Below are 19,455 nucleotides of genomic sequence, written 5' to 3'. Positions count from 1 at the left end.
CCGCAAGCGCGAGAAAGCCTATTCGCGCAAACGCCGCCGCTACGATTTCTACGTCGCTGGCCCGTTCTTCAATCCCGAGCAGGTCGCGTCGATGGAACGCTTGGAGCATGTGCTCGACACCCACGGCAAGACGATGTTCAGGCCGCGGTTCGCCAGTGACATCGCCGAGGTCGGTCCCGCGGGCTGCTTCGACGACGACGTGAACGGCATCTGCGCTTCCAAGGCGGTGATAGCCAATCTGATGGACGAGGATTCCGGCACGATGTTCGAGATCGGATTCGCCCACTCTCTTGGCATCCCCGTGTACGCATATCGCGAGGGCCTGCGCGACGGCGACAGCATCAACCTGATGATCGCCCAGTCGGTGCGCGCTGTGTTCTCGTCGTCCGACGATCTTGCACGGTACCTTGAGACGGGGGAACATAAGGATGCGGACTATGCGCAGTTCTGACGGGCCGGGAGCGGCGCGAGGGTGAGAGGGAACGAGACACGATGAGGGTGTTCGATTTCGACGGCACGATATATGACGGCGAAAGCCTGTTCGACCTGTATATGTTCAGTGCCCGATACGAGCCGAAGGTGCTGCGGCATCTGGCTCAGGTGCTGCGATACGCGGTGCAGTACAAGATGGGGCGGGCCACGCTTGCGCAAATGGAACGCGGCGTGGGCGGCGTGACGTGCGATTACCTGCACGATGTCGCGGCTTCCCGACGGATACTGCGACTGGACGGCGCGGCTCCCGATGCCGGTCTCGCCGGGGAGGCCGCGATCGCAGAGGGCGTATCCGCGTTGGTGAACGAGTTCTGGAACCGGCATATGGACCGCATCAAGCCGTGGTATGAGCCGCGTCCGGATGACGTGATCCTGACGGCATCGTTCGACGTGACCGTGGGGGAGGCATGCCGGCGTCTCGGATTGAACCGTCTGGTCTCATCCACCGTGGATCCGCGGACGATGCGGGTCACCTGTCTGAATTTCAATACGAACAAGCCGAAACGGTTCCGCGAAGTCGTCGGCCCGGACACGGTCATCGACGAGTTCTACACCGACAGCCGGTTCGACCAGCCGATGATCGACATGGCGAGAACGGCGTTCATGGTCAGCGGCAACCGGATCACGCAGGTCAAATGATGCAAGCCGATCGGCAACGCCTGCCGGAACGGACGCACTGACGTTCCGGCAGGCGTTGCCGAACACGACGGAAAGGAGCGGTTCATGTTCCCCTTGCTGGACACTCTGGTCGCGGTCTACGAGATCGGCCAGTTCACGTTGGCCGCCGACGAGCTCAAGGTCTCGCAGTCCACGGTGTCGTCGCGCATCGCCCAACTGGAGCGCATGGTCGGGGCGCCGCTGTTCGTCCGCAATGCCAAAAGCGATGTGACGCCGACCGAGGCTGGGCGGTTGCTGTACCGTGCGGCGACCGGCATCGATGGCACGTGGCGCGACGCCTGCGAGCAGATCGCCCGCATGCGCGAGAGCCGTGAGCCGTTGTCCGTCGCATTCTCGCACACCACGGCGGCCGTGCTGCTGCCAGTCGCACTGCCGGTGATGGCCGAGGCGCTGAGCAGCTTCGACTGCTCGATTCGGGTGCTCAATTCCGACGCGATCCTGGAACAGGCCGGTATGAAAGCCGTGCAGTTGGGTGTGGTGGAGAAGCCCATCGTCAACGACTCGGTCGATCGTGTCACGCTGCGCGAGGACAGGCTGGTGCTGGCCGGTGATCCGCATGGCGTGTGGATGGTGCGCGAGCACGGCTCCGGCGTGCGCTATTACACGGATCTGTACTTCAAGACGGTCGGCTCCATGCCGTCTCGCATGATCGAGGTCGCCAATAACGCGGCCATCGGCGCGGCGCTCGCGGCCGGTTTCGGCTGCTCCCTGGTGTCGGCGGCCGCCGTGCCGGCCGGCGTGCCGACACGGGAGCTGGGCGACGAGTTCGTGCGGCGGTTCTATGCGTTGGTGCCGCGTTCCGGTCTGACGCCGGGGCAGCGGGAACTTGCCGGCAGAGTCATTGCGGCCCTGCGCGGCTGACTGTGTCGCAGCGAATGGTTCTCAATAAGAAACGTGCGAGGATTCCTCACATTTTCGCACAAGTGAACAAGCCGACGAAGCCCGGAATTCCGGGCTTTCGGCGGTGTTTGTGTTCATTTCCGCCCGCGTCTGGCTCGCACCTTTCTTATTGAGAACGATTCGCTGCAATCTGGCATCAAAAATATCAATACCATCCATCACTATCACTGATTTGACCGATGGCATATGACGGTAGTTCAATGGACATCATGAGAGAGTTCTGTACGAAATGGTGGAAACGCATCGCCACCGTCGATATGCTGTTCATCGCCGTCCTGACCCTGATCGCTTCACTGATCGGCTCATGGCTCAAGCAATACCCCGGATTCAAACTGTTCGGCGCGCTGATCATCGCGCTGCTGATCGGCATGATCATCCAGTTCCCGATCGGCAAATGGTACGTCGGTGCCAGCGACAAGCGCAAGGCCGGCGTCAAGGACGCGGCCGGGCTGATCTCCAACAAGCTGCTGCGCCTCGGCATCATCCTGCTCGGCTTCAAGCTCAACCTGCAAGTGCTGTTCACGCAGGGCATCAAGTGCCTGCCCATCGCCGCGGTCGTGGTGACGCTCACTATCGTCGTGACCTACTGGGTGGCGCGCAAGATGGGCGTCGACCCGATGCTCGCGATCCTGACCGCCGGCGGCACGGGCATCTGCGGCGCCGCCGCCGTCATGGGCCTGTCCGGCTCCATCAAGGTGCCGCCCGAGAAGGAGCAGGAGAAGGACGACGACGTAACCATGGCCGTCGCCATCGTCGCCATCATGGGCACGATCTTCGCGTTGCTTGAGATCGCGCTCGGCCCCCTGACCGGCATGACGCAGGACCAGCTCGGCATCACCGCCGGCGCGTCCCTGCACGAGATCGCCCACGCGGTCGCCGCCGGCGACGCCTTCAACGCGGTCAACATCGCCACCATCATGAAGCTGTCGCGCGTGCTGATGCTCGTGTTCGCCGCCATCATCATCGCCATCTGGTGGGAGAAGAAGCATTCCGAGGTCGCGCCCACCGGCAAACGCTCCGTCGCGTTCCCCTGGTTCATGCTCGGCTTCATCGGCGCGTCCGTGATCGGCACCTTCGTGCCGTTCATCGCCGCCATCACCCCGCAGCTCGTGGACTTCGCGTACATCGTGCTCGGCATGGCCATGGCCGCGCTCGGCATCAACGTGAACTTCAAGGCCATCGCGGTCAAGGGCCGCAAGCCGTTCCTCGCGAGCTTCCTCGTGTCGATCCTGCTGATGCTGTTCGCTGCCGGCGTCGCCGTGCTGTTCTTCTGATTCCCGGCATCGCGTTGCCAGCGGGCTGAAATGGGCGCTCCCGGCCTGGGAGCCTCCGTTTCAGCCCGCTGACGTATCTGAGGGCATGGAGCCCCTATCTCAGGAAATCACGGATGTCGTCGATCTCGCGGTCGCAGATCGCATGCGCCATGCCCGGGTACATGCACAGCCGCGCGCCGCGGGTTCCGGATATCACCCGTCGGGCCGTATCCTGATCCTCGACGGGTATCGTGCGGTCCTGGTCGCCATATGCCAGAAGGAAGCGCGTTCCGCAGTCCGCCTCAGCGTCCTGCTCGCCACGGAACGTCGGGCACCGGGTAACAGTTGAATCACCGGTGACATGTGCGTGAATTATTGCGCTGTGGGCATGAGCGCGGCTGCGAAGCGGCATGATTGCGTGTACCGTGGGGGAAGGCTGGAGCAATCTGGAGGAATCGCGAAGCCATGCCGCGAACTTGAATCGAAGCGGTACGATTCCCGCAGGGCGCGGCAGACGGCAGGGCCGCTCTGACGATGACGGAAACGGCGGGACGAGGGGACAGCACGGCAGGAAACGGCGGAAGACGGCGGCGACAGAAGACAACGAAACACAACGCAACAAGACAGCAAACACAGCAACATAGCAAGATAACGAAATGAGGAAACGCATTCATGGGAATGCCATTGGACCTATATGTCATCCGACACGGAGAGTCGGAGGCGAACGTCATCATCAACGCGGGGGAGCAGGGCGATAACTCCCTGTACACGCAGGACAACGTGACCGTGCCCGACCGGTCGTGGCGACTCACTGCCACCGGGCGCAAGCAGGCCGACTGCATCGGCCGCTGGCTCGTCGCGCAACAGCAGCTGTTCGACCGGTATCTGGTCTCGCCATACGTACGCACGCGCGAAACCGCCGCGACGATGGCGCTGCCGAAAGCCAAGTGGGAGGAGACGCGCGTGCTACGCGAACGCTCCTGGGGTGAGATCAACACCATCACGCAGGACGATTTCCGCACGAACTACGCGCGCAACTGGATGTTCAAGCGCACCGACCCGCTGTACTGGCGTCCGCCGGCAGGCGAGTCTATTGCCGACGTGTCGGAGAACCGCGTGCATAACCTGCTCACGTCGCTCAACCGGCGTGCTGAGGCGGAATCCGTCGTCGCCGTCACGCACGGCGACTTCATGCTCGCGCTGATGCTCACCCTGGAGGACCTGTCGGACGAGGAGTTCATGCGCCGCGCCGACGACCCGGCATGGGCGATCACCAATTGCACGTGCCTGCATTATTCGCGGCGAGACCCGGCCACCGGCCGCACGTCGTCGCGCGTGCGCTGGGAGCAGACCGCGCGCCCGGTGTTCGACGAGTCGACCGGACGCTGGGAGGTGCGCGTCGATCCGTGGCGCGAATTCCAGCGCCCGTTGCTCTCGAACGGCGACCTCGTCGACGTGGTGCATTCAGTCGACCCGCACCTGTGACTGCACGAGGCGCCTCACGGCGCTCACGGGCCGCGCATGACGAGTCGCGCGCCGCGCGTGGCTCGTCATCGCAACGGTGGGCGAACGGGTTACAATGGCCTCAACGCGGCACATGGCTGCATGGATGTGCCACCTGAGAGAACCGAAGGAGTTCGTGATGGGAAACCTGTTCACATGGAAACTGCATGGCGATGGCAAGACGCTCGCGCCCGGCGAGGTCGTGGAGCCCGATGAGCGACTGACCTGGACCCGTACCATCGGCATCGGCGCCCAGCACGTCATCGCCATGTTCGGCGCGACGTTCCTGGTGCCGATCCTGACGCATTTCGACCCGTCGACGACGCTGTTCTTCACCGCGATGTCGACCGCGCTGTTCCTGCTCATCAACAAGAACGTGCTGCCGAGCTACCTGGGGTCGTCGTTCGGGTTCATCGCCCCGATCGCCGCCGTCGCCTCCGCGGGCAAGGGCATTCCGGCCGCCAGCTTCGGCATCATGGTCACAGGCCTGCTGCTCGCCCTGGTGGGCGTGGCCGTCCACTTCGCCGGCGCGAAGTGGATTGACATCATCATGCCGCCGGTCGTCAACGGCGCCATCGTCGCGATCATCGGCTTCAACCTGGCTCCCAGCGTGTGGTCGAACTGGCAGAAGGGCTGGGACACCGCCCTGGTGACGCTGCTCGCCGTGCTGCTCATCGCCGTGCTGTTCCGCGGTCTTGTCGGACGTCTGAACATCCTGCTCGGTGTGATCGTCGGCTATGTGTACGCATGCTTCCGCGGTCAGGTCGACTTTTCGGCCATCGGCGACGCGGCGTGGATCGGCTTTCCGAAATTCCATCTTCCGCAGGTCGACTTCTCGATCCTGCCGATGTTCATCCCCGTCGTGCTGGTGCTGGTCGCCGAGAACGTCGGCCACGTCAAGTCTGTGGCGCAGATGACTGGGCGCGATTATGACGGGCATATGGGCACCGCGCTGTTCGCGGACGGCCTCGGTACCGCAATCGCCGGCTTCGGCGGCGGCTCCGGCACCACCACGTACGGCGAGAACATCGGCGTGATGGCCGCGACCAAGGTGTATTCGACCGCCGCCTACTGGTGCGCGGCCGCATTCGCCCTGCTGCTGAGCCTGTGCCCGAAGTTCGGCGCGGTCATCAACACGATTCCCGGCGGCGTGCTCGGCGGCGTGACCACGCTGCTGTACGGCATGATCGGCATGATTGGTGTGCGCATCTGGGTGGAGAACAAGGTCAACTTCGACAAGCCGCTCAACATCATGGTCGCCGCGATCGTGATGATCATCGGCATCGCCGATTTCACGTTCGCGTTCCAGGGCGTGCAGTTCAACGGCATCGCCATCGGCACGGTCGTCATTCTCGTCGCCTACCACGGGCTCAAGGCCATCGGTAAGGTCACGGGCACCATCGACAAGGACGACCCCGACATTCTGTAGCGGGTTCGTGGCCGCTGTCAGGTATGTCATTGTGCGTGGGGCGTGTCACCGTGCGAGGGTTACGTCACGTTGCGTGCCCCCCCCCTCGCACAGTGACGGACATGGCAAATCCCTTATTTTCCAATGGTCTGCAGCATTCGTCACTGTGCGTGCCCCCTCGCACGGTGACATGACCCACGCACAGTGACGCGATTGGCGCAGCGTGACTCACGCCAGACGCGCGGAGTGACGCCTCGCCGCCGTCGGAACACGTTGATGAAGTAGCTCGCCGACGAAAACCCGCTCATCCGCGCCGAGCAGCTCAAGCAGTTCTGGGTCGACCACCACGCAGGTGAACCAGCATTGCCTCTGCTGCGGCGAGAACCCGTAATGCAGCCGGCTCGAATTGACGACCAATCCGTTGCCGGCTTCCAGCGTCACTATGGCGCCGTTGACGAAATATTGCATCTGACCGCTGATGACATGGATGAATTCCAGATCGCGATGCCAGTGACATGGGCAGCGGTAGTCCGGGAACGACGACAATGCGTCCCGTCTGGCATATATGGGCAGGTCGGGGATGTTGTAGTCGATCCGCTCCGAAAGATCCGACGAGAATGATGGTCTTCCTGCCCGCCCTGCCAGGTTCCGGGCCCGGTCGCGCCGCCTGTGCACCGAAGTGCCCCATTGCCGCTCCCTGCGTGATGTAACGTATATGAAAATACTATATTTCTTTTGATGCGCAAAAGTATCATTGCGCCGGTGTCGTCGTTACATTCCATCCCTATCGTAGGTATCAGTTCTTCTTGCTGCAGGAGAGGGACTCAATCGATGATTCGGACATCGCGAGAATGACGAAATTAATATTTTGTCGTTCATGTGACCGTCTGCATCCTTGAAACACCCTGATGGAAAGGCAAGGTGAGTGTGATGACTCGCATGATGGAACTGATCAATGGATGGCTCGCCCGGTATTATGCCGTCGTCCGTGCCCGGATGGCCGTCCGGCTGGCTTCGGTCCGTGCCGCGGCGCAAGGGGACGGCGAGGAGAACATCGCGCCGTTCGCGCGGTGGTGCCCGGCATCCGCCGCGCAGTTCGCCGGCTGACGGGGATCTGCGCGGGACCAATCGGGTGGCCGGTGCGGCGGGGGTCTGAATGGTCCGATACTCTGACCATACATTGTATGGGAGATCGGAGCATGATATAACGAACTCGAACGGCCGCAACATCGCTATCGTCACTGGTAGTGCACTGGGATTGGGATACGAGCTGACCAAACAGCTGATCGCCGACGGCTGGTTCGTGGCCGGCATCGACACCGCGTTCTACCGCGACAGCCGCGACTACGTGTCGGAGGAGAAGCAGCACACCTTCATGGATCCGGGCGAACTGGCCCGAGTGATCCTGTTCAATCTGGTCAACGACGCGAACCTGACCGTCTCCGACATCCTCATAGAACGCAGTTACCGCTGAGCTGGATGAGTTCCGCCGGCTCAGCGGCAATGCAAGTCGCGCTTCTGCGCGCCCGTCGGCTCAGCGATCCTCGGGCGGCTTGTACTGGTCCTTGTCGGTGAAGCAGGTCCGATAGGTCATCGTCATGATGAGCGCGTCGGCCACGAGGGTGAGCGCGGCGATGGCGGCGAGCACGACGAACTGGTATTTCGCCGCGTTCAGCGGGTCTCCGCCGGCGATGACCTGGCCGGCCATCATGCCGGGGATGGTCACGATGCCGCACGACGCCAGAGAGGCGGTGGTGGGCAGCAATCCCAGCCGTATGGACGAGACGATCGAAGGACGGGCGGCCTCCCACGGGGTGGCGCCCAAGGCGAGCAGCGTGTCCACCTCGTCGCGGCGCTCGTTCATGCTCTCATAGAACCGGCTCAGGCCGACGGCGAGCGCCGACACGGTGTTGCCCAGCAGCATGCCGGTAAGCGGCACCACCAGCTGCGGCGCATACCAGGGGTGCGGGCGCACCACCAGCTCGGTCACCAGCGAGATCATCAGCAGCATGGTTATGACCAGACTGAGCAGTACCGGGCCGGCGAGCCCCTTCGGGATGCCCTTGGCGCGGGAGAGTGTGATCTGCACGGCCGCGACCAGCATCACCGCGATGACGCCGAACACCAGCCACGGGTTGTTGGAGCGGATCACGTACCCGATGATCACGCCCATCACGCACAGCTGCACCAGCGCGCGTATCGCCGACCACATCAGCGTCTTGCCGATGCTGATGCGCATGAGCTCGGAGACGAGCGCCGCGACCGCCACCATCAGCAGCGCGACCAGAAGGCCCCAATTATCGATCACGTAACCGTTGCCGCTCATGACAGCCTCCCTGAGGACAGTGTGACGATGCGTGTGGCTCGGCCGTCGGGCGGACGGTGCCGTATGCGCACGATGGCCATGCCCCTGGCGGCCGCGCTGGCCATGATCGAGGCGACCTTGTCCGCGTTGTCGTCGTCGAGGCCTGCGTCCACCTCGTCGGCCAGCAGCACGGCCGGGCGGGTCAGCAGCGTCCTCGCGAGGCTGACGCGGGCCGCCTGACCGCCGGAAAGGTCGTGCGGCGCACGGGCCAGGTCGATATCCTCGCATCCCATGGCGTCCAACGTATTGCGAATGAGCTGGTCGGGTAGCGCCAGCTTCGCCTGCGACTGTTCGGAGCGGAACAGCCGGCTGAACCTGCCGCGTCTCGCGGAAGTCTTCTTGCCGGTGGCCGCATGGTCGTCGGGCGCACTCGCCTCGTCCGCTCTGCGCACGGCCAGCGTCCAGGGAAGCCGAATCGTGTCGGCGACGCTGTCTCCCATCAGCATGGGCTTCTGCGGCAGATACGCGACGTTCCTCCGCCACTGCTGCAGCGAGAACGATGAGCTGTCCGCGCCGTCCAGCGTGAACGTGCCGTCGGCATGGGGGTTGAGCAGCGCGAAGGCGGTCAGCAGGCTGCTCTTGCCGGAACCGGACGGGCCGACCAGATCGACGATCTGGCCGCGATCGACGTCGAACGACAGATCCTCGAAGATGGTGCGGTCTGACTGCGCAGAAGGCACGACGCAGGAGACCCTACGGGCTGTGAACAACATTTGCATAGTGGCAACGTTACCCGTTCGCCGGCCATAGTCGATGTTGACAGCGTTTCTTAGTCCAGTGTTAGAGACGCACGCGGCGAGCCGGCCGAATCGTGGCGCCAGGCACCGCTGTATCGCTTGGCGCGTACAGTTGCAGTATGCCGATCGATTCCAGAATGATAGACAACATGAAGGCTGACCGCGTGCGCAAGGTGGCCGATCTTGCCAACCGCCGCACCCGGGAGCGTTTCGGTCGTTTCCTGATAGAGGGCCCCCAGTCGGTTCGCGAGGCGGTGACGTGGATGCCCGACGCCGTCCGTGACCTTTATGTGCAGGCCGCGGACGGGCCGGACGGGCCGCGGATCGCAGGCGAGACGCTGACGTCCATCGTCGAGCGATCCCAGGAACACCGTATATATGTGCATCCGGCGAGCGAGGCGGTGATGCGCCGCATCAGCCCCGATTGCCAGGGCATTGCGGCGGTCGGCGACGCCGATGCGGTGCGCGCGACGGCGCAGGGGACGCAATTGCCCGAAGAGCCGTTCGTCGCGGCGTTCTGGCAGGTGCGCGACCCCGGCAACGCGGGCACGGTTATCCGTGCGGCGGACGCGGCCGGATGCGATGCCGTGGTGTTCGTCGACGATTGCGTCGACATGCTCAATCCCAAGGTGATCCGCGCGACCGCGGGCTCGCTGTTCCATATCCCCGTGATGACGATGGGCGTGGACGAGTTCTTCGGATGGGCCGGCGAGAAGGTGCTCCGCACCGTCGCCGCCGACGTCTACGGGACGGACGGGCGCGAGCCAAGGGAGCTGCCCGAGGCGCTGAGGGACCAGGATCTCTCCGGGGTGGGCAAGGCCGTGATCTTCGGCAACGAGGCCCGCGGACTTGAGCCGGGTCTGCTGGGTAGGTGCGACGACATCGTGCGCATTCCGCTCTATGGCAAGGCCGAGTCGCTGAATCTGGCGACCAGCGCCGCGATCATGCTCATGAGTATGGCTATGTCGAGCCATATAGGGACAATGTGAACTCGGTAAACGCTTGGATTATTTGATTTTTGGCGCAGATAAACCGGTAGTTTCGGTAGTTGTAGGTAGGACGAAAGGGTTCTCGTGGCAGACAATGCTCTCTTCGATGCCCAGTCAGTGACCGATGCGGTCGCCGAGGGCATCAGCAAGATTCAGAACGCCTCCAGCTTGGAGGAGCTCAAAGCCATCAAAACGCAATACGCCGGTGCCGAATCGGCGATGACCAAGGCCAGCAAAGCCATCGGGTCGCTGCCGGTCGATCAGAAGAAGGAAGCCGGCAAGCTTATGGGCAAGCTCCGCGCCGACTTCGGCCGCGCGTTCGGCCCCAAGGAGGCCGAGCTCAAGGCGCAGGAGGAGCAGCGCGCGCTGGAGGCCGAGACCGTCGACATGACGCTGCCGGTCAACCGTCGCCCGCTCGGCGCCCGCCACCCGCTGGCCAAGCTCATGGAGGACGTCGAGGACCTGTTCATCTCCATGGGATGGCAGATCTCCGCCGGCCCCGAGGTGGAGACCGAATGGTATGACTTCGACGCCCTGAACTTCGGCCCGGATCATCCCGCCCGCCAGATGCAGGACACCTTCTATGTCAAGGGCAACCAGGCCCATGACGCGGCCGGCTTCGTCGGCTCCAACATGGTGCTGCGCACGCAGACCTCCTCCGATCAGGTGCGTGCCCTGCTGACCCGCGGCGTCCCGCTGTACATCGCCAGCCCGGGCCGTGTGTTCCGCACCGACGAGCTCGACGCGACGCACACCCCCGTGTTCCACCAGTGCGAGGCTCTGGCCGTCGACAAGCACCTGACGATGGCCGACCTGAAGGGCGTGCTCGACAAGCTCGCCGTGGCCATGTTCGGCCCCGAGGCGAAGACGCGTCTGCGCCCGAGCTACTTCCCGTTCACCGAGCCGAGCGCCGAACTCGACCTGTGGTTCCCCGACAAGAAGGGCGGCGCGGGCTGGCTCGAATGGGGTGGCTGCGGCATGGTGAACCCGAACGTGCTGAAGTCCGCGGGCATCGACCCCGAGGAGTACACCGGTTTCGCGTTCGGTGTGGGCATGGAACGCACGCTGCTGCTGCGTTCCGATATCAACGACATGCACGACCTCGTTGAGGGCGACGTGCGATTCAGCGAACAGTTTGTGATGGGGGAGTGAGAAGCCCATGCCTATGGTTGACATTGATTGGCTCAAGGAGCACGTCGAGGTTCCGTCTGACCTCACCTACGAGCAGCTGGCCAAGGACCTGGTCAGGGTCGGTCTTGAGGAGGAGGAGATCCACGCCTCCCAGGTCACCGGTCCGATCGTCGTCGGATATGTCGTCGACGCGACGCCGGAACCGCAGAAGAACGGCAAGACCATCAACTGGTGTCATGTCGACGTCGGCCCCGCGTACAACGCGGTCGACGAGAACGGCAAGAAGGTGCCGCGCGGCATCATCTGCGGCGCACCGAACATGGCCGCCGGCGAGAAGGTCGTCGTGACCTTGCCGGGCGCAGTGCTGCCCGGCGATTTCAAGATCGAACCGCGCAAGACCTACGGCCACGTTTCCGACGGCATGTGCGCCTCGGAGCGCGAGCTCGGCCTGGGCGACAGCCACGAAGGCATCATCCTGCTGCGCGACTACGGCTTCACGCCCCAGGAATACAAGGCGCTCAAGCCCGGCGACGACGCGATGCACCTGCTGCACCTCGACCAGCCGATCCTGGAAATCAACATCACCCCGGATCGCGGCTATGCGTTCTCGTACCGCGGCGTGGCCCGCGAATACCATCATTCCACCGGCGCGAAGTTCGTCGATCCGGTGACCGAGCTCAACAAGCGCGCCCCCGCCGCTCCCGCGGCGGAGTCCGGCGTCTCCAGCGACATCGAGGTCATCGTCGACGACAACAACCCGATTCACGGCGTCACCGGCTGCGACCGCTACGTCGCCCGCGCCATCCACGGGTTCGACCCGACGAATCACACGCCGAACTGGATGCGCCGCCGTCTTATCCGCGCGGGCATGCGTTCGATCTCCCTCGCCGTGGATGTGACGAACTACGTGATGCTGGACCTTGGCCAGCCGATGCACGCCTACGACCTTGACAAGATCGAAGGGCCGATCGTGGTGCGTCGCGCGGCCGAAGGCGAGAAGCTCACCACGCTCGACGGCAAGGAACACGACCTGAGCGTCGAGGACCTGCTGATCACCGATTCGCCCGACGGCAAGCGTGGCTCGCGCATTCTCGGCATCGCCGGCGTCATGGGCGGCCTGTACGGTGAGGTCACTGCGGACACCAAGAACATCCTGCTGGAGGCCGCGCATTTCGACAGCGTCTCCATCGCACGTTCCGCACGACGCCACAAGATCCCCTCCGAGGCGTCCCGCCGGTTCGAGCGCGGCGTCGACACGCAGCTGCAGCCCGCGGCCGCGCAGATGGCGGCCGAACTGCTCACCAAGTTCGGCAACGGCGAGCCGTCCGAGCACCCGACCGACGTGAACACGACGATGTATCGCCGTCCGATCCCCTTCAAGGCCACCGAGGTCGCCCGCGTCGCCGGGCTCGACGTGGACGTCAACCGCATCAGCGACATCCTCACCGATGTCGGATGCCGTGTCGCTGGTGGCGGCAACGGCGAGTTCTCCGTGTCCGCGCCGACCTGGCGCCCCGATCTGAACGAGCCGTGCGACCTGGTCGAAGAAGTCGCCCGACTGGTCGGCTACGACGAGATCCCCGTCACCGTGCCTCCGGCCCCGGTCAAGGGCGCGGTCGGGCTGACCCCCGACCAGCGTCGCCAGCGCTGGGTCGCAGACACGCTTGCCGAATACGGCATGGTCGAGTCGCTGAGCTACCCGTTCGTCGGCGATGAGGACTTCAAGGCGTTCTCCTATGATCCGGCGGTCATCAAGCCGGTGAGCGTCGAGATCGCCAACCCGCTGGCCGGCGACCGCCCGTACCTGCGTCGTGATGTGCTCCCCACGCTCGCCACCACCGTGCAGCGCAACCTGCGCCGAGGCCTCGAAGACATCCGCCTGTACGAGATCGGCCACGTGTACCTGTGGGATCCGAACGCGCCCGCCATCCCGGCTCTTCCGGGAGGCGTACGCCCCAGCGATGAGCAGCTTGCCGCGCTGGATGCGGGCCTTCCCGATCAGCCGCTGCACGTCGCCGGCCTGCTGACCGGCAACGCGGTCGACTCCGGATGGCTCGGCGATCGTCGCGCCGTCGATTGGAGCGACGCCGTCGAGGCCGTTCGCCGTGTCTGCGACCGTTTGGGTGCGCGTTACGAGCTGCGGCAGCCCGCCGCGCAGGATGTGCCCTCGCAGTGGCACCCCGGCCGCGCCGCGCAGATCGTCGCGGGCGAACAGGTCGTCGGCATGGTCGGAGAGCTGCACCCGCGTGTCAACGAGGCGCTGGGACTGCCGGCGCACTCCGCGGCGTTCGAGCTGAACCTTACCGCGCTGTTCGGCACGCTTGACGGCAAGCCCGTGCAGGCGAAGCCCATCGCCACGTTCCCGCCCGTCAAGCAGGACCTCGCCTTCACCGTTGACCAGTCGGTGACCGCGGCCCAGCTTGAGGCCGTGGTCCGCGAGGCGGCCGGCGCCAACCTCGAATCCATCGAGCTGTTCGACGTGTTCACCGGCGAGCAGGTGGGAGAGGGCAAGAAGTCGCTCGCCTTCGCGGTGACCTTCCGCTCCCCGTCCAAGACACTGTCCGCGGAGGACAGCGAGGCCATTCGCAAGGCCATCGTCGACAAGGCGGAGGCCATCGGCGCACAGCTGCGCGCCTGACCGCCGACGAAAAGGCACCATGGAGGACATGCATATGACAGAGCCGCAACAACAGCCGCAATCGTCTGACGATAGTTCGGGCGAGTCCCGGCATGTTGCGGCCCAGCCGCAATACGGTCAGCGCATCGAGCCTGAATATGGTGCCAGGGCGGATGAGTTTCCGCCGAATTACAACCCTTACGTATATGGAGGCCAGCCTGAGCAGCCGGCTCCGCAGGCGCAGCCGTCGCCGTCTCAGCCGGCCTCCGTGTTCGGAGCCGGGCCGGCTCCCGCTCAGGGTGGGCCCGACCAAGGCGGTCCCCGACGGGAGCCTCCCCGATATTTCAACGGCATCGACCTCAACGACCCGCAGCAGAACCCTATTTACGGGCATTGGGATTTCTACGCCATATTCTCGTTCATCTTCGCCCTGGTGTCCTCGTTCCCGGTGCTGCCCGCGCTGATCGGCTGCCTGGCCATCTGGCGCACCCGTCGTTTCCATACGCGGGGCCGCGGACTGGCCATCGCGGCCGTCGTCATCAACGTGCTGACCACCATCATCGTCATATGGATGACGATGCACGGCATATCGATGGACGACATGTACCAGGCCATGCTCAACATGCTGGCGCCCGGCACGGGCGGAAGCGGGTCGGGGGACTCCGTTTCGGTGTGATGGGACGTGTGCTGCGACACGCAAGCCGATGAATGAATATATGCAATGTACTGCATAACATGTATACTCGCCGTAGTTCGTCTTCGATGAAAAGAGCGTGATATGGCGAGATATACGGTAGCTGTGGCTGGCGCCACCGGATACGCGGGTGGGGAGGCGTTGCGCATCCTTGCCGCCCACCCGGACTTCGAGGTGACCTGCGTGGCGGGCCATTCCTCGGTGGGGCAGAAACTCGGACGGCATATGCCGCATATTCCCCAGCTGGCGGATCTGACGGTGGAGGACACCACCGCCGAAGTGCTGAACGGCCATGACGTGATCATCCTGGCGCTGCCCCACGGCGCGTCCGGGGCGTTGGCCGCGCAGCTTGACCCCGGTGCCGTGGTCGTCGACCTGGGTGCGGACCATCGTCTTGAGGAGCGCTCCGCGTGGGACGCGTTCTACGGAGGCGAGTTCTTCGACCATTGGACATACGGCATGCCCGAGCTGATCACCGGCAAGAGCGCAGACGGAGAGTACACGCGTCAGCGCGACATGCTCCCCGGCGCCAAGCGCATTGCCGGGCCGGGCTGCAACGTGACTGCGACTACGCTCGCCATGCAGCCGGCCATCGCCGAGGGACTCGTGGAACGTCGTGACCTCGTCGCCGATCTGGTGGTGGGGTATTCGGGCGCGGGCAAGAACCTCAAGCGCACGAACCTGCTCGCCGCCGAGGCGTTCGGCTCCGCCGTGCCCTATGGCGTGGGCGGCACGCATCGCCATATCCCCGAGATTTTGCAGAACTTCGCCCATGCGGCAGGTTTGGACGCCGCCCGGGCCGAGGAGTTCACGCTCGGATTCACGCCGATACTCGCGCCGATGGCGCGTGGCATCCTCGCCACGGTCAGCGCGAAGATGACCGACAAGGCGCTTTCCATGAGCGACGAGGAAATCCACGACGTGTGGGCCAAGGCATACGCCGGCCAGGAGTTCATCGTGCTGCTGGAGCCGGGCACGCTCCCGGCCACGGCGAACGTCGTCGGATCGAACGCCGCCCACGTGCAGGTGGTCACCGACCGGCACGCCGGGCGTCTCATCGCCTTCGCCGCCATCGACAACCTGAACCGCGGCACCGCGGGCCAGGCCGTGCAGTCGCTGAACGTCGCACTTGGACTTCCCGAAGACAAGGGACTTACGAAGATTGGAGTAGCACCGTGAGTGTCACATTCGCCAAAGGATTCAGCGCCGCGGGCGTCGCGGCGGGCATCTCCTCCATCGAGGGCAAGAAGGATCTCGCCCTGGTCGTCAATCAGGGGCCGCTCGACAGCGCGGCCGGCGTGTTCACGTTCAACCGATTCTGCGCGGCACCGGTGCAGTGGTCCCGCAAGACGGTCGCCGACGGCCATATCAAGGCGGTGGTCCTCAACTCCGGTGGAGCCAACGCATGCACCGGCCAGGCGGGATACGAGCAATCGGCGGCGACGGCCAAGAAGGTCGCGGATCTCGTCGGGACGCAGCCCGACGAGATCGCCGTATGCTCCACAGGCCTGATCGGCGAGCTGCTGCCGCTGGATCATGTGCTGTCGGGAGTGGAAAGCGCGTACGCGGCCCTGTCGGACGACGACCAGGCGGGAAGCGACGCGTCCCACGCCATCATGACGACGGACACGAAGCCGAAGACCGTATCGCTGGAAGGCGATGGATACCGCATCGGCGGCATGGTCAAGGGATCGGGCATGATCGCCCCCCAGCTCGCCACGATGCTGTGCGTCATCACCACGGACGCCGCCGTCGGCGCCGGTCAGCTGCAGGCTGCGCTGAACGCCGCGGTGGACCATTCGTTCAACCGCATCGACGTGGACGGGTGCATGTCCACGAACGACACGGTGCTGCTGCTCGCATCCGGCGCGTCCGGCGTCGAGCCCGATCCGGACGAGTTCAACGCCCTGGTCGCCAAGGCATGCGCATCGCTGGCCCGGCAGATCATCGGCGACGGCGAGGGAGCGAGCCACGACGTGCGCATCACCGTCACCGGCGCCACCACGGAGAGCGCCGCCTTGGCCTGCGCCCGCGCGGTCGCGGCCTCGAACCTGCTCAAATGCGCCATTGCGGGCAACGACCCGAACTGGGGACGCATCGTATCCTCGCTGGGCACCGTGCCCGTCGAAGAGGCACCCTACGATTCGCAGAAGGTCACCGTGGACGTCAACGGCGTGAGGATCTGCGAGAATGGGGGCGCGGGACGCGACCGCTCCGAAGTCGACATGACCCCCCGCGAGGTGCACATCGACATCGATCTCAACGCCGGTGACGAACAGGCCACGGTGTGGACCGATGACCTCACCCACGAGTACGTTCATATCAATGCCGATTACGAAAGCTAGTCTCCCGGTTCCTCCCCGGCACATGCCGGCCGGAGAAGCGGGACGCGATAGAGGAGAATATGGCTACTGAACTGAAGGGACCAGGGTTCCATTTCGACGTGCACACCGACCTGCGCGCCGACCAGAAAGCGGAGGTGCTGATCGATGCGCTGCCGTGGCTGGAGGAGTTCGCCGGGCAGCGCATCGTGGTGAAATACGGCGGCAACGCCATGGTCGACGAGCATCTCAAGCGTTGCTTCGCCGAAGACATGGTGTTTTTGCGGCAGGTGGGCCTGCATCCGGTCGTCGTCCATGGCGGCGGCCCGCAGATCTCGCACATGCTCAAGGCATTGGGCATCAAGTCGGAGTTCAAGGGCGGCCTGCGCGTCACCACTCCGGAGGCCATGGACGTGGTGCGCATGGTGCTCACCGGCAAGGTGTCCAGGGAACTGGTCGGACTGATCAACGCGCATGGGCCGTTCGCCGTGGGACTGTCCGGTGAGGACGGCGCCCTGTTCTCCGCCATGCAGCGCAAACCCATCATCGACGGCAAGCCTACCGACATCGGGCTGGTGGGCGACGTGGTGAGCGTCGACGCCTCCGCGGTGGAGGACCTGATCTCGGCCGGCCGCATCCCCGTCGTCTCCTCGGTCGCCCCCGATGAGGACGACGCCACGGAAGTGCTGAACGTCAACGCTGATTCGGCCGCCGCCGCGCTGGCCGCGGCACTCGGCGCCAGGAAGCTGATCATCCTGACCGACGTCGACGGCCTGTACGCCGATTGGCCCGACAAGAACTCGCTGATCGGCCGCATCGGTGTGGAGAACCTGCGTGACATGCTTCCCGACCTCGAATCCGGGATGCGCCCGAAGATGGAGGCCTGCGTCCGCGCCCTCGATGGCGGCGTGCCGCAGGCGCACATCATCGACGGCCGCAAGCCGCATTCCATCCTGAATGAGATTTTCACCACCGCCGGCATCGGCACCATGGTCGTGCCCGATGATGGCATCGAAATGAGGAGTTCCTATGCCTACTAAGGAAACGCTCGGCCCCACCGACTCGCAATGGCTGGGACAGTACAGCCAGGTCCACATGAACGTGTTCGGCACGCCGCTGCGCGTGATGGACCACGGCGAAGGCGTGCGCGTATGGGACGTGGACGGCAACGAATACCTTGACTTCCTCGCGGGCATCGCCGTCAATTCGCTGGGCTACGCGCACCCCGCATGGGTGAAGGCGGTGTCCGAGCAGGCCGCGAAATGCGCCCACGTGAGCAACTATTTCGCGACCGAGCCGCAGATCAGGCTCGCGTCGCGACTGATTGAGCTCGCCGGGGCCCCGGAAGGCTCCCACGTCTACTTCGGCAACTCCGGTGCCGAAGGCAATGAGGCTGCGCTGAAGCTCGCCAAGCTGTACGGTCGCACGCTGCCGGGCGCGAGCCCGAGCATCGGCGGCAAGCCGGCGCGCATCCTGGCGCTCACCCACGGATTCCACGGACGTACCATGGGCGCTCTGTCCGCCACGTGGAAGCCCGTGATCCGCAAGCCGTTCGAGCCGCTGGTGCCGAACATCGAATTCGTGCGTGCAGGCGACCCCATCGCGATGTATGAGGCGTTCTCTGCCACCGGACTCGGCCAGTACGGCAAGGGTCCTGTGGCCGCGGTCATCCTCGAACTCATTCAGGGCGAGGCCGGCGTGCGTCCGCTGGACGTCGCATATGTGAAGAAGGTGCGGGAGTTGTGCGACATCAACCACGCCCTGCTCATCATCGACGAGGTCCAGACCGGCATCGGTCGCACAGGCTCGTGGTTCGCGTTCCAGCGCGAGGACCTGACGGGCGGCATCACTCCCGACATCGTGACGTTCGCCAAGGGCGTCGCCGGAGGATTCCCCATGGGCGGCATGATCTCATTCGGAGGCAAGCTGTCCGCGCTGTTCACGCCGGGATCCCACGGCTCCACCTTCGCGGGCAATCCCTTGGGCGCGGCGGCGGCCCTCGCCACGCTGGACACCATCGAGAACGAGCATCTGGTCGAGAACGCCGAAGGGCGCGGCGAGCAACTGCGCCAGGGCATCATGGCATCCGGCAACCCGCTGTTCACCTCCGTGCGCGGCCGCGGTCTGCTCAACGCCATCCTCCTGTCCCACCGCTGCTCGCATGCGGCGATGAACTGGGCTCTGGAACATGGCCTGATCGTCAACGCGGTCGCACCCGACGCACTGCGCCTGGCACCGCCGCTGATCGTCTCCGAGCAGGAAATCGACGAAGCCGTGTCCATCCTCGCGAAGATCCCCGCCGACCTGCCCAACGACTGACCTCCACGACGATTACGGGACGGGCCGCGACAACCAGCCCGCCCCGCA

At 64.6% G+C, this 19,455-nt stretch carries 17 protein-coding genes and 2 pseudogenes; 16 read left to right on the top strand and 3 right to left on the bottom strand.

Annotated features, from left to right (window positions below; all coding sequences use genetic code 11):
* Positions 1–61 precede the first annotated feature (61 nt).
* The 6 genes and pseudogenes from MMB49_RS09505 to MMB49_RS05805 form a co-directional block, all read left to right on the top strand.
* A pseudogene (locus MMB49_RS09505) lies at positions 62–451 on the top strand (nucleoside 2-deoxyribosyltransferase); the annotation flags it as partial.
* Positions 452–492: 41 nt separating this feature from the next.
* Entirely contained in the window at positions 493–1,131 is a 639-nt protein-coding gene (locus MMB49_RS05825; protein ID WP_047272361.1) for an HAD family hydrolase, read from the top strand.
* A gap of 84 nt (positions 1,132–1,215) precedes the next feature.
* Entirely contained in the window at positions 1,216–2,031 is an 816-nt protein-coding gene (locus MMB49_RS05820; protein ID WP_047272360.1) for a LysR family transcriptional regulator, read from the top strand.
* 248 nt (positions 2,032–2,279) lie between these two features.
* Positions 2,280–3,344: a YeiH family protein gene (locus tag MMB49_RS05815; protein ID WP_047272462.1), complete on the top strand. Its 1,065-nt coding sequence runs from the start codon at positions 2,280–2,282 to the stop codon at positions 3,342–3,344.
* A 651-nt stretch (positions 3,345–3,995) separates the two neighbouring features.
* Positions 3,996–4,808, top strand: a complete 813-nt coding sequence (locus MMB49_RS05810) for a histidine phosphatase family protein (protein WP_003813549.1) — start codon at positions 3,996–3,998, stop codon at positions 4,806–4,808.
* A 157-nt stretch (positions 4,809–4,965) separates the two neighbouring features.
* Positions 4,966–6,255 (top strand): uracil-xanthine permease family protein, encoded by a 1,290-nt coding sequence (locus MMB49_RS05805; RefSeq protein ID WP_014760342.1) that lies wholly within the window; start codon positions 4,966–4,968, stop codon positions 6,253–6,255.
* 207 nt (positions 6,256–6,462) lie between these two features.
* On the opposite strand, the gene MMB49_RS05800 is transcribed toward MMB49_RS05805, so the two are convergent.
* The gene (locus tag MMB49_RS05800) at positions 6,463–6,909 is read right to left on the bottom strand and encodes a cupin domain-containing protein (RefSeq protein ID WP_225840977.1); all 447 of its coding nucleotides are present in this window, start codon (positions 6,907–6,909) and stop codon (positions 6,463–6,465) included.
* Between the two features lie 255 nt (positions 6,910–7,164).
* Between MMB49_RS05800 and MMB49_RS05795 the strand changes: the two genes are divergently transcribed.
* Entirely contained in the window at positions 7,165–7,341 is a 177-nt protein-coding gene (locus MMB49_RS05795) for a hypothetical protein (RefSeq protein WP_192575673.1), read from the top strand.
* A 193-nt stretch (positions 7,342–7,534) separates the two neighbouring features.
* Positions 7,535–7,708, top strand: a pseudogene (locus MMB49_RS05790) (short-chain dehydrogenase); the annotation flags it as partial.
* 60 nt (positions 7,709–7,768) lie between these two features.
* Here the strand turns inward: MMB49_RS05790 and MMB49_RS05785 are convergent.
* Both MMB49_RS05785 and MMB49_RS05780 read right to left on the bottom strand, forming a co-directional pair.
* Positions 7,769–8,560: an ABC transporter permease gene (locus MMB49_RS05785; protein ID WP_003817259.1), complete on the bottom strand. Its 792-nt coding sequence runs from the start codon at positions 8,558–8,560 to the stop codon at positions 7,769–7,771.
* A complete protein-coding gene (locus MMB49_RS05780; RefSeq protein ID WP_013390027.1) occupies positions 8,557–9,318 on the bottom strand; it encodes an ATP-binding cassette domain-containing protein in 762 nt (253 codons plus the stop codon). The genes MMB49_RS05785 and MMB49_RS05780 overlap by 4 nt, the downstream gene beginning before the upstream one ends.
* Before the next feature lie 137 nt (positions 9,319–9,455).
* Between MMB49_RS05780 and MMB49_RS05775 the strand changes: the two genes are divergently transcribed.
* From MMB49_RS05775 to MMB49_RS05740, 8 genes are all read left to right on the top strand, one after another.
* Entirely contained in the window at positions 9,456–10,325 is an 870-nt protein-coding gene (locus MMB49_RS05775) for a TrmH family RNA methyltransferase (protein ID WP_047272356.1), read from the top strand.
* 84 nt (positions 10,326–10,409) lie between these two features.
* Positions 10,410–11,477 (top strand): phenylalanine--tRNA ligase subunit alpha, encoded by a 1,068-nt coding sequence (gene pheS, locus MMB49_RS05770; RefSeq protein ID WP_003813536.1) that lies wholly within the window; start codon positions 10,410–10,412, stop codon positions 11,475–11,477.
* A 7-nt stretch (positions 11,478–11,484) separates the two neighbouring features.
* A complete protein-coding gene (gene pheT / locus MMB49_RS05765) occupies positions 11,485–14,094 on the top strand; it encodes a phenylalanine--tRNA ligase subunit beta (protein ID WP_047272355.1) in 2,610 nt (869 codons plus the stop codon).
* 19 nt (positions 14,095–14,113) lie between these two features.
* Entirely contained in the window at positions 14,114–14,749 is a 636-nt protein-coding gene (locus MMB49_RS05760; protein WP_047272353.1) for a DUF4190 domain-containing protein, read from the top strand.
* A gap of 102 nt (positions 14,750–14,851) precedes the next feature.
* Positions 14,852–15,946: an N-acetyl-gamma-glutamyl-phosphate reductase gene (gene argC, locus MMB49_RS05755; protein WP_047272351.1), complete on the top strand. Its 1,095-nt coding sequence runs from the start codon at positions 14,852–14,854 to the stop codon at positions 15,944–15,946.
* Positions 15,943–17,112 (top strand): bifunctional glutamate N-acetyltransferase/amino-acid acetyltransferase ArgJ, encoded by a 1,170-nt coding sequence (gene argJ / locus MMB49_RS05750; protein ID WP_047272350.1) that lies wholly within the window; start codon positions 15,943–15,945, stop codon positions 17,110–17,112. Before argC ends, argJ begins: the two co-directional genes overlap by 4 nt.
* A 59-nt stretch (positions 17,113–17,171) precedes the next feature.
* A complete protein-coding gene (gene argB, locus MMB49_RS05745; RefSeq protein WP_003813526.1) occupies positions 17,172–18,128 on the top strand; it encodes an acetylglutamate kinase in 957 nt (318 codons plus the stop codon).
* Entirely contained in the window at positions 18,118–19,407 is a 1,290-nt protein-coding gene (locus tag MMB49_RS05740; protein ID WP_047272348.1) for an acetylornithine transaminase, read from the top strand. Before argB ends, MMB49_RS05740 begins: the two co-directional genes overlap by 11 nt.
* Positions 19,408–19,455: the final 48 nt, after the last annotated feature.

This window comes from Bifidobacterium sp. SKU, assembly GCF_026016405.1.
In the GTDB taxonomy this organism is placed as follows: domain Bacteria; phylum Actinomycetota; class Actinomycetes; order Actinomycetales; family Bifidobacteriaceae; genus Bifidobacterium; species Bifidobacterium bifidum.
The sequence above is the reverse complement of the archived record's forward strand: the minus strand, read 5'-3'. Positions and strand labels throughout refer to the sequence as shown.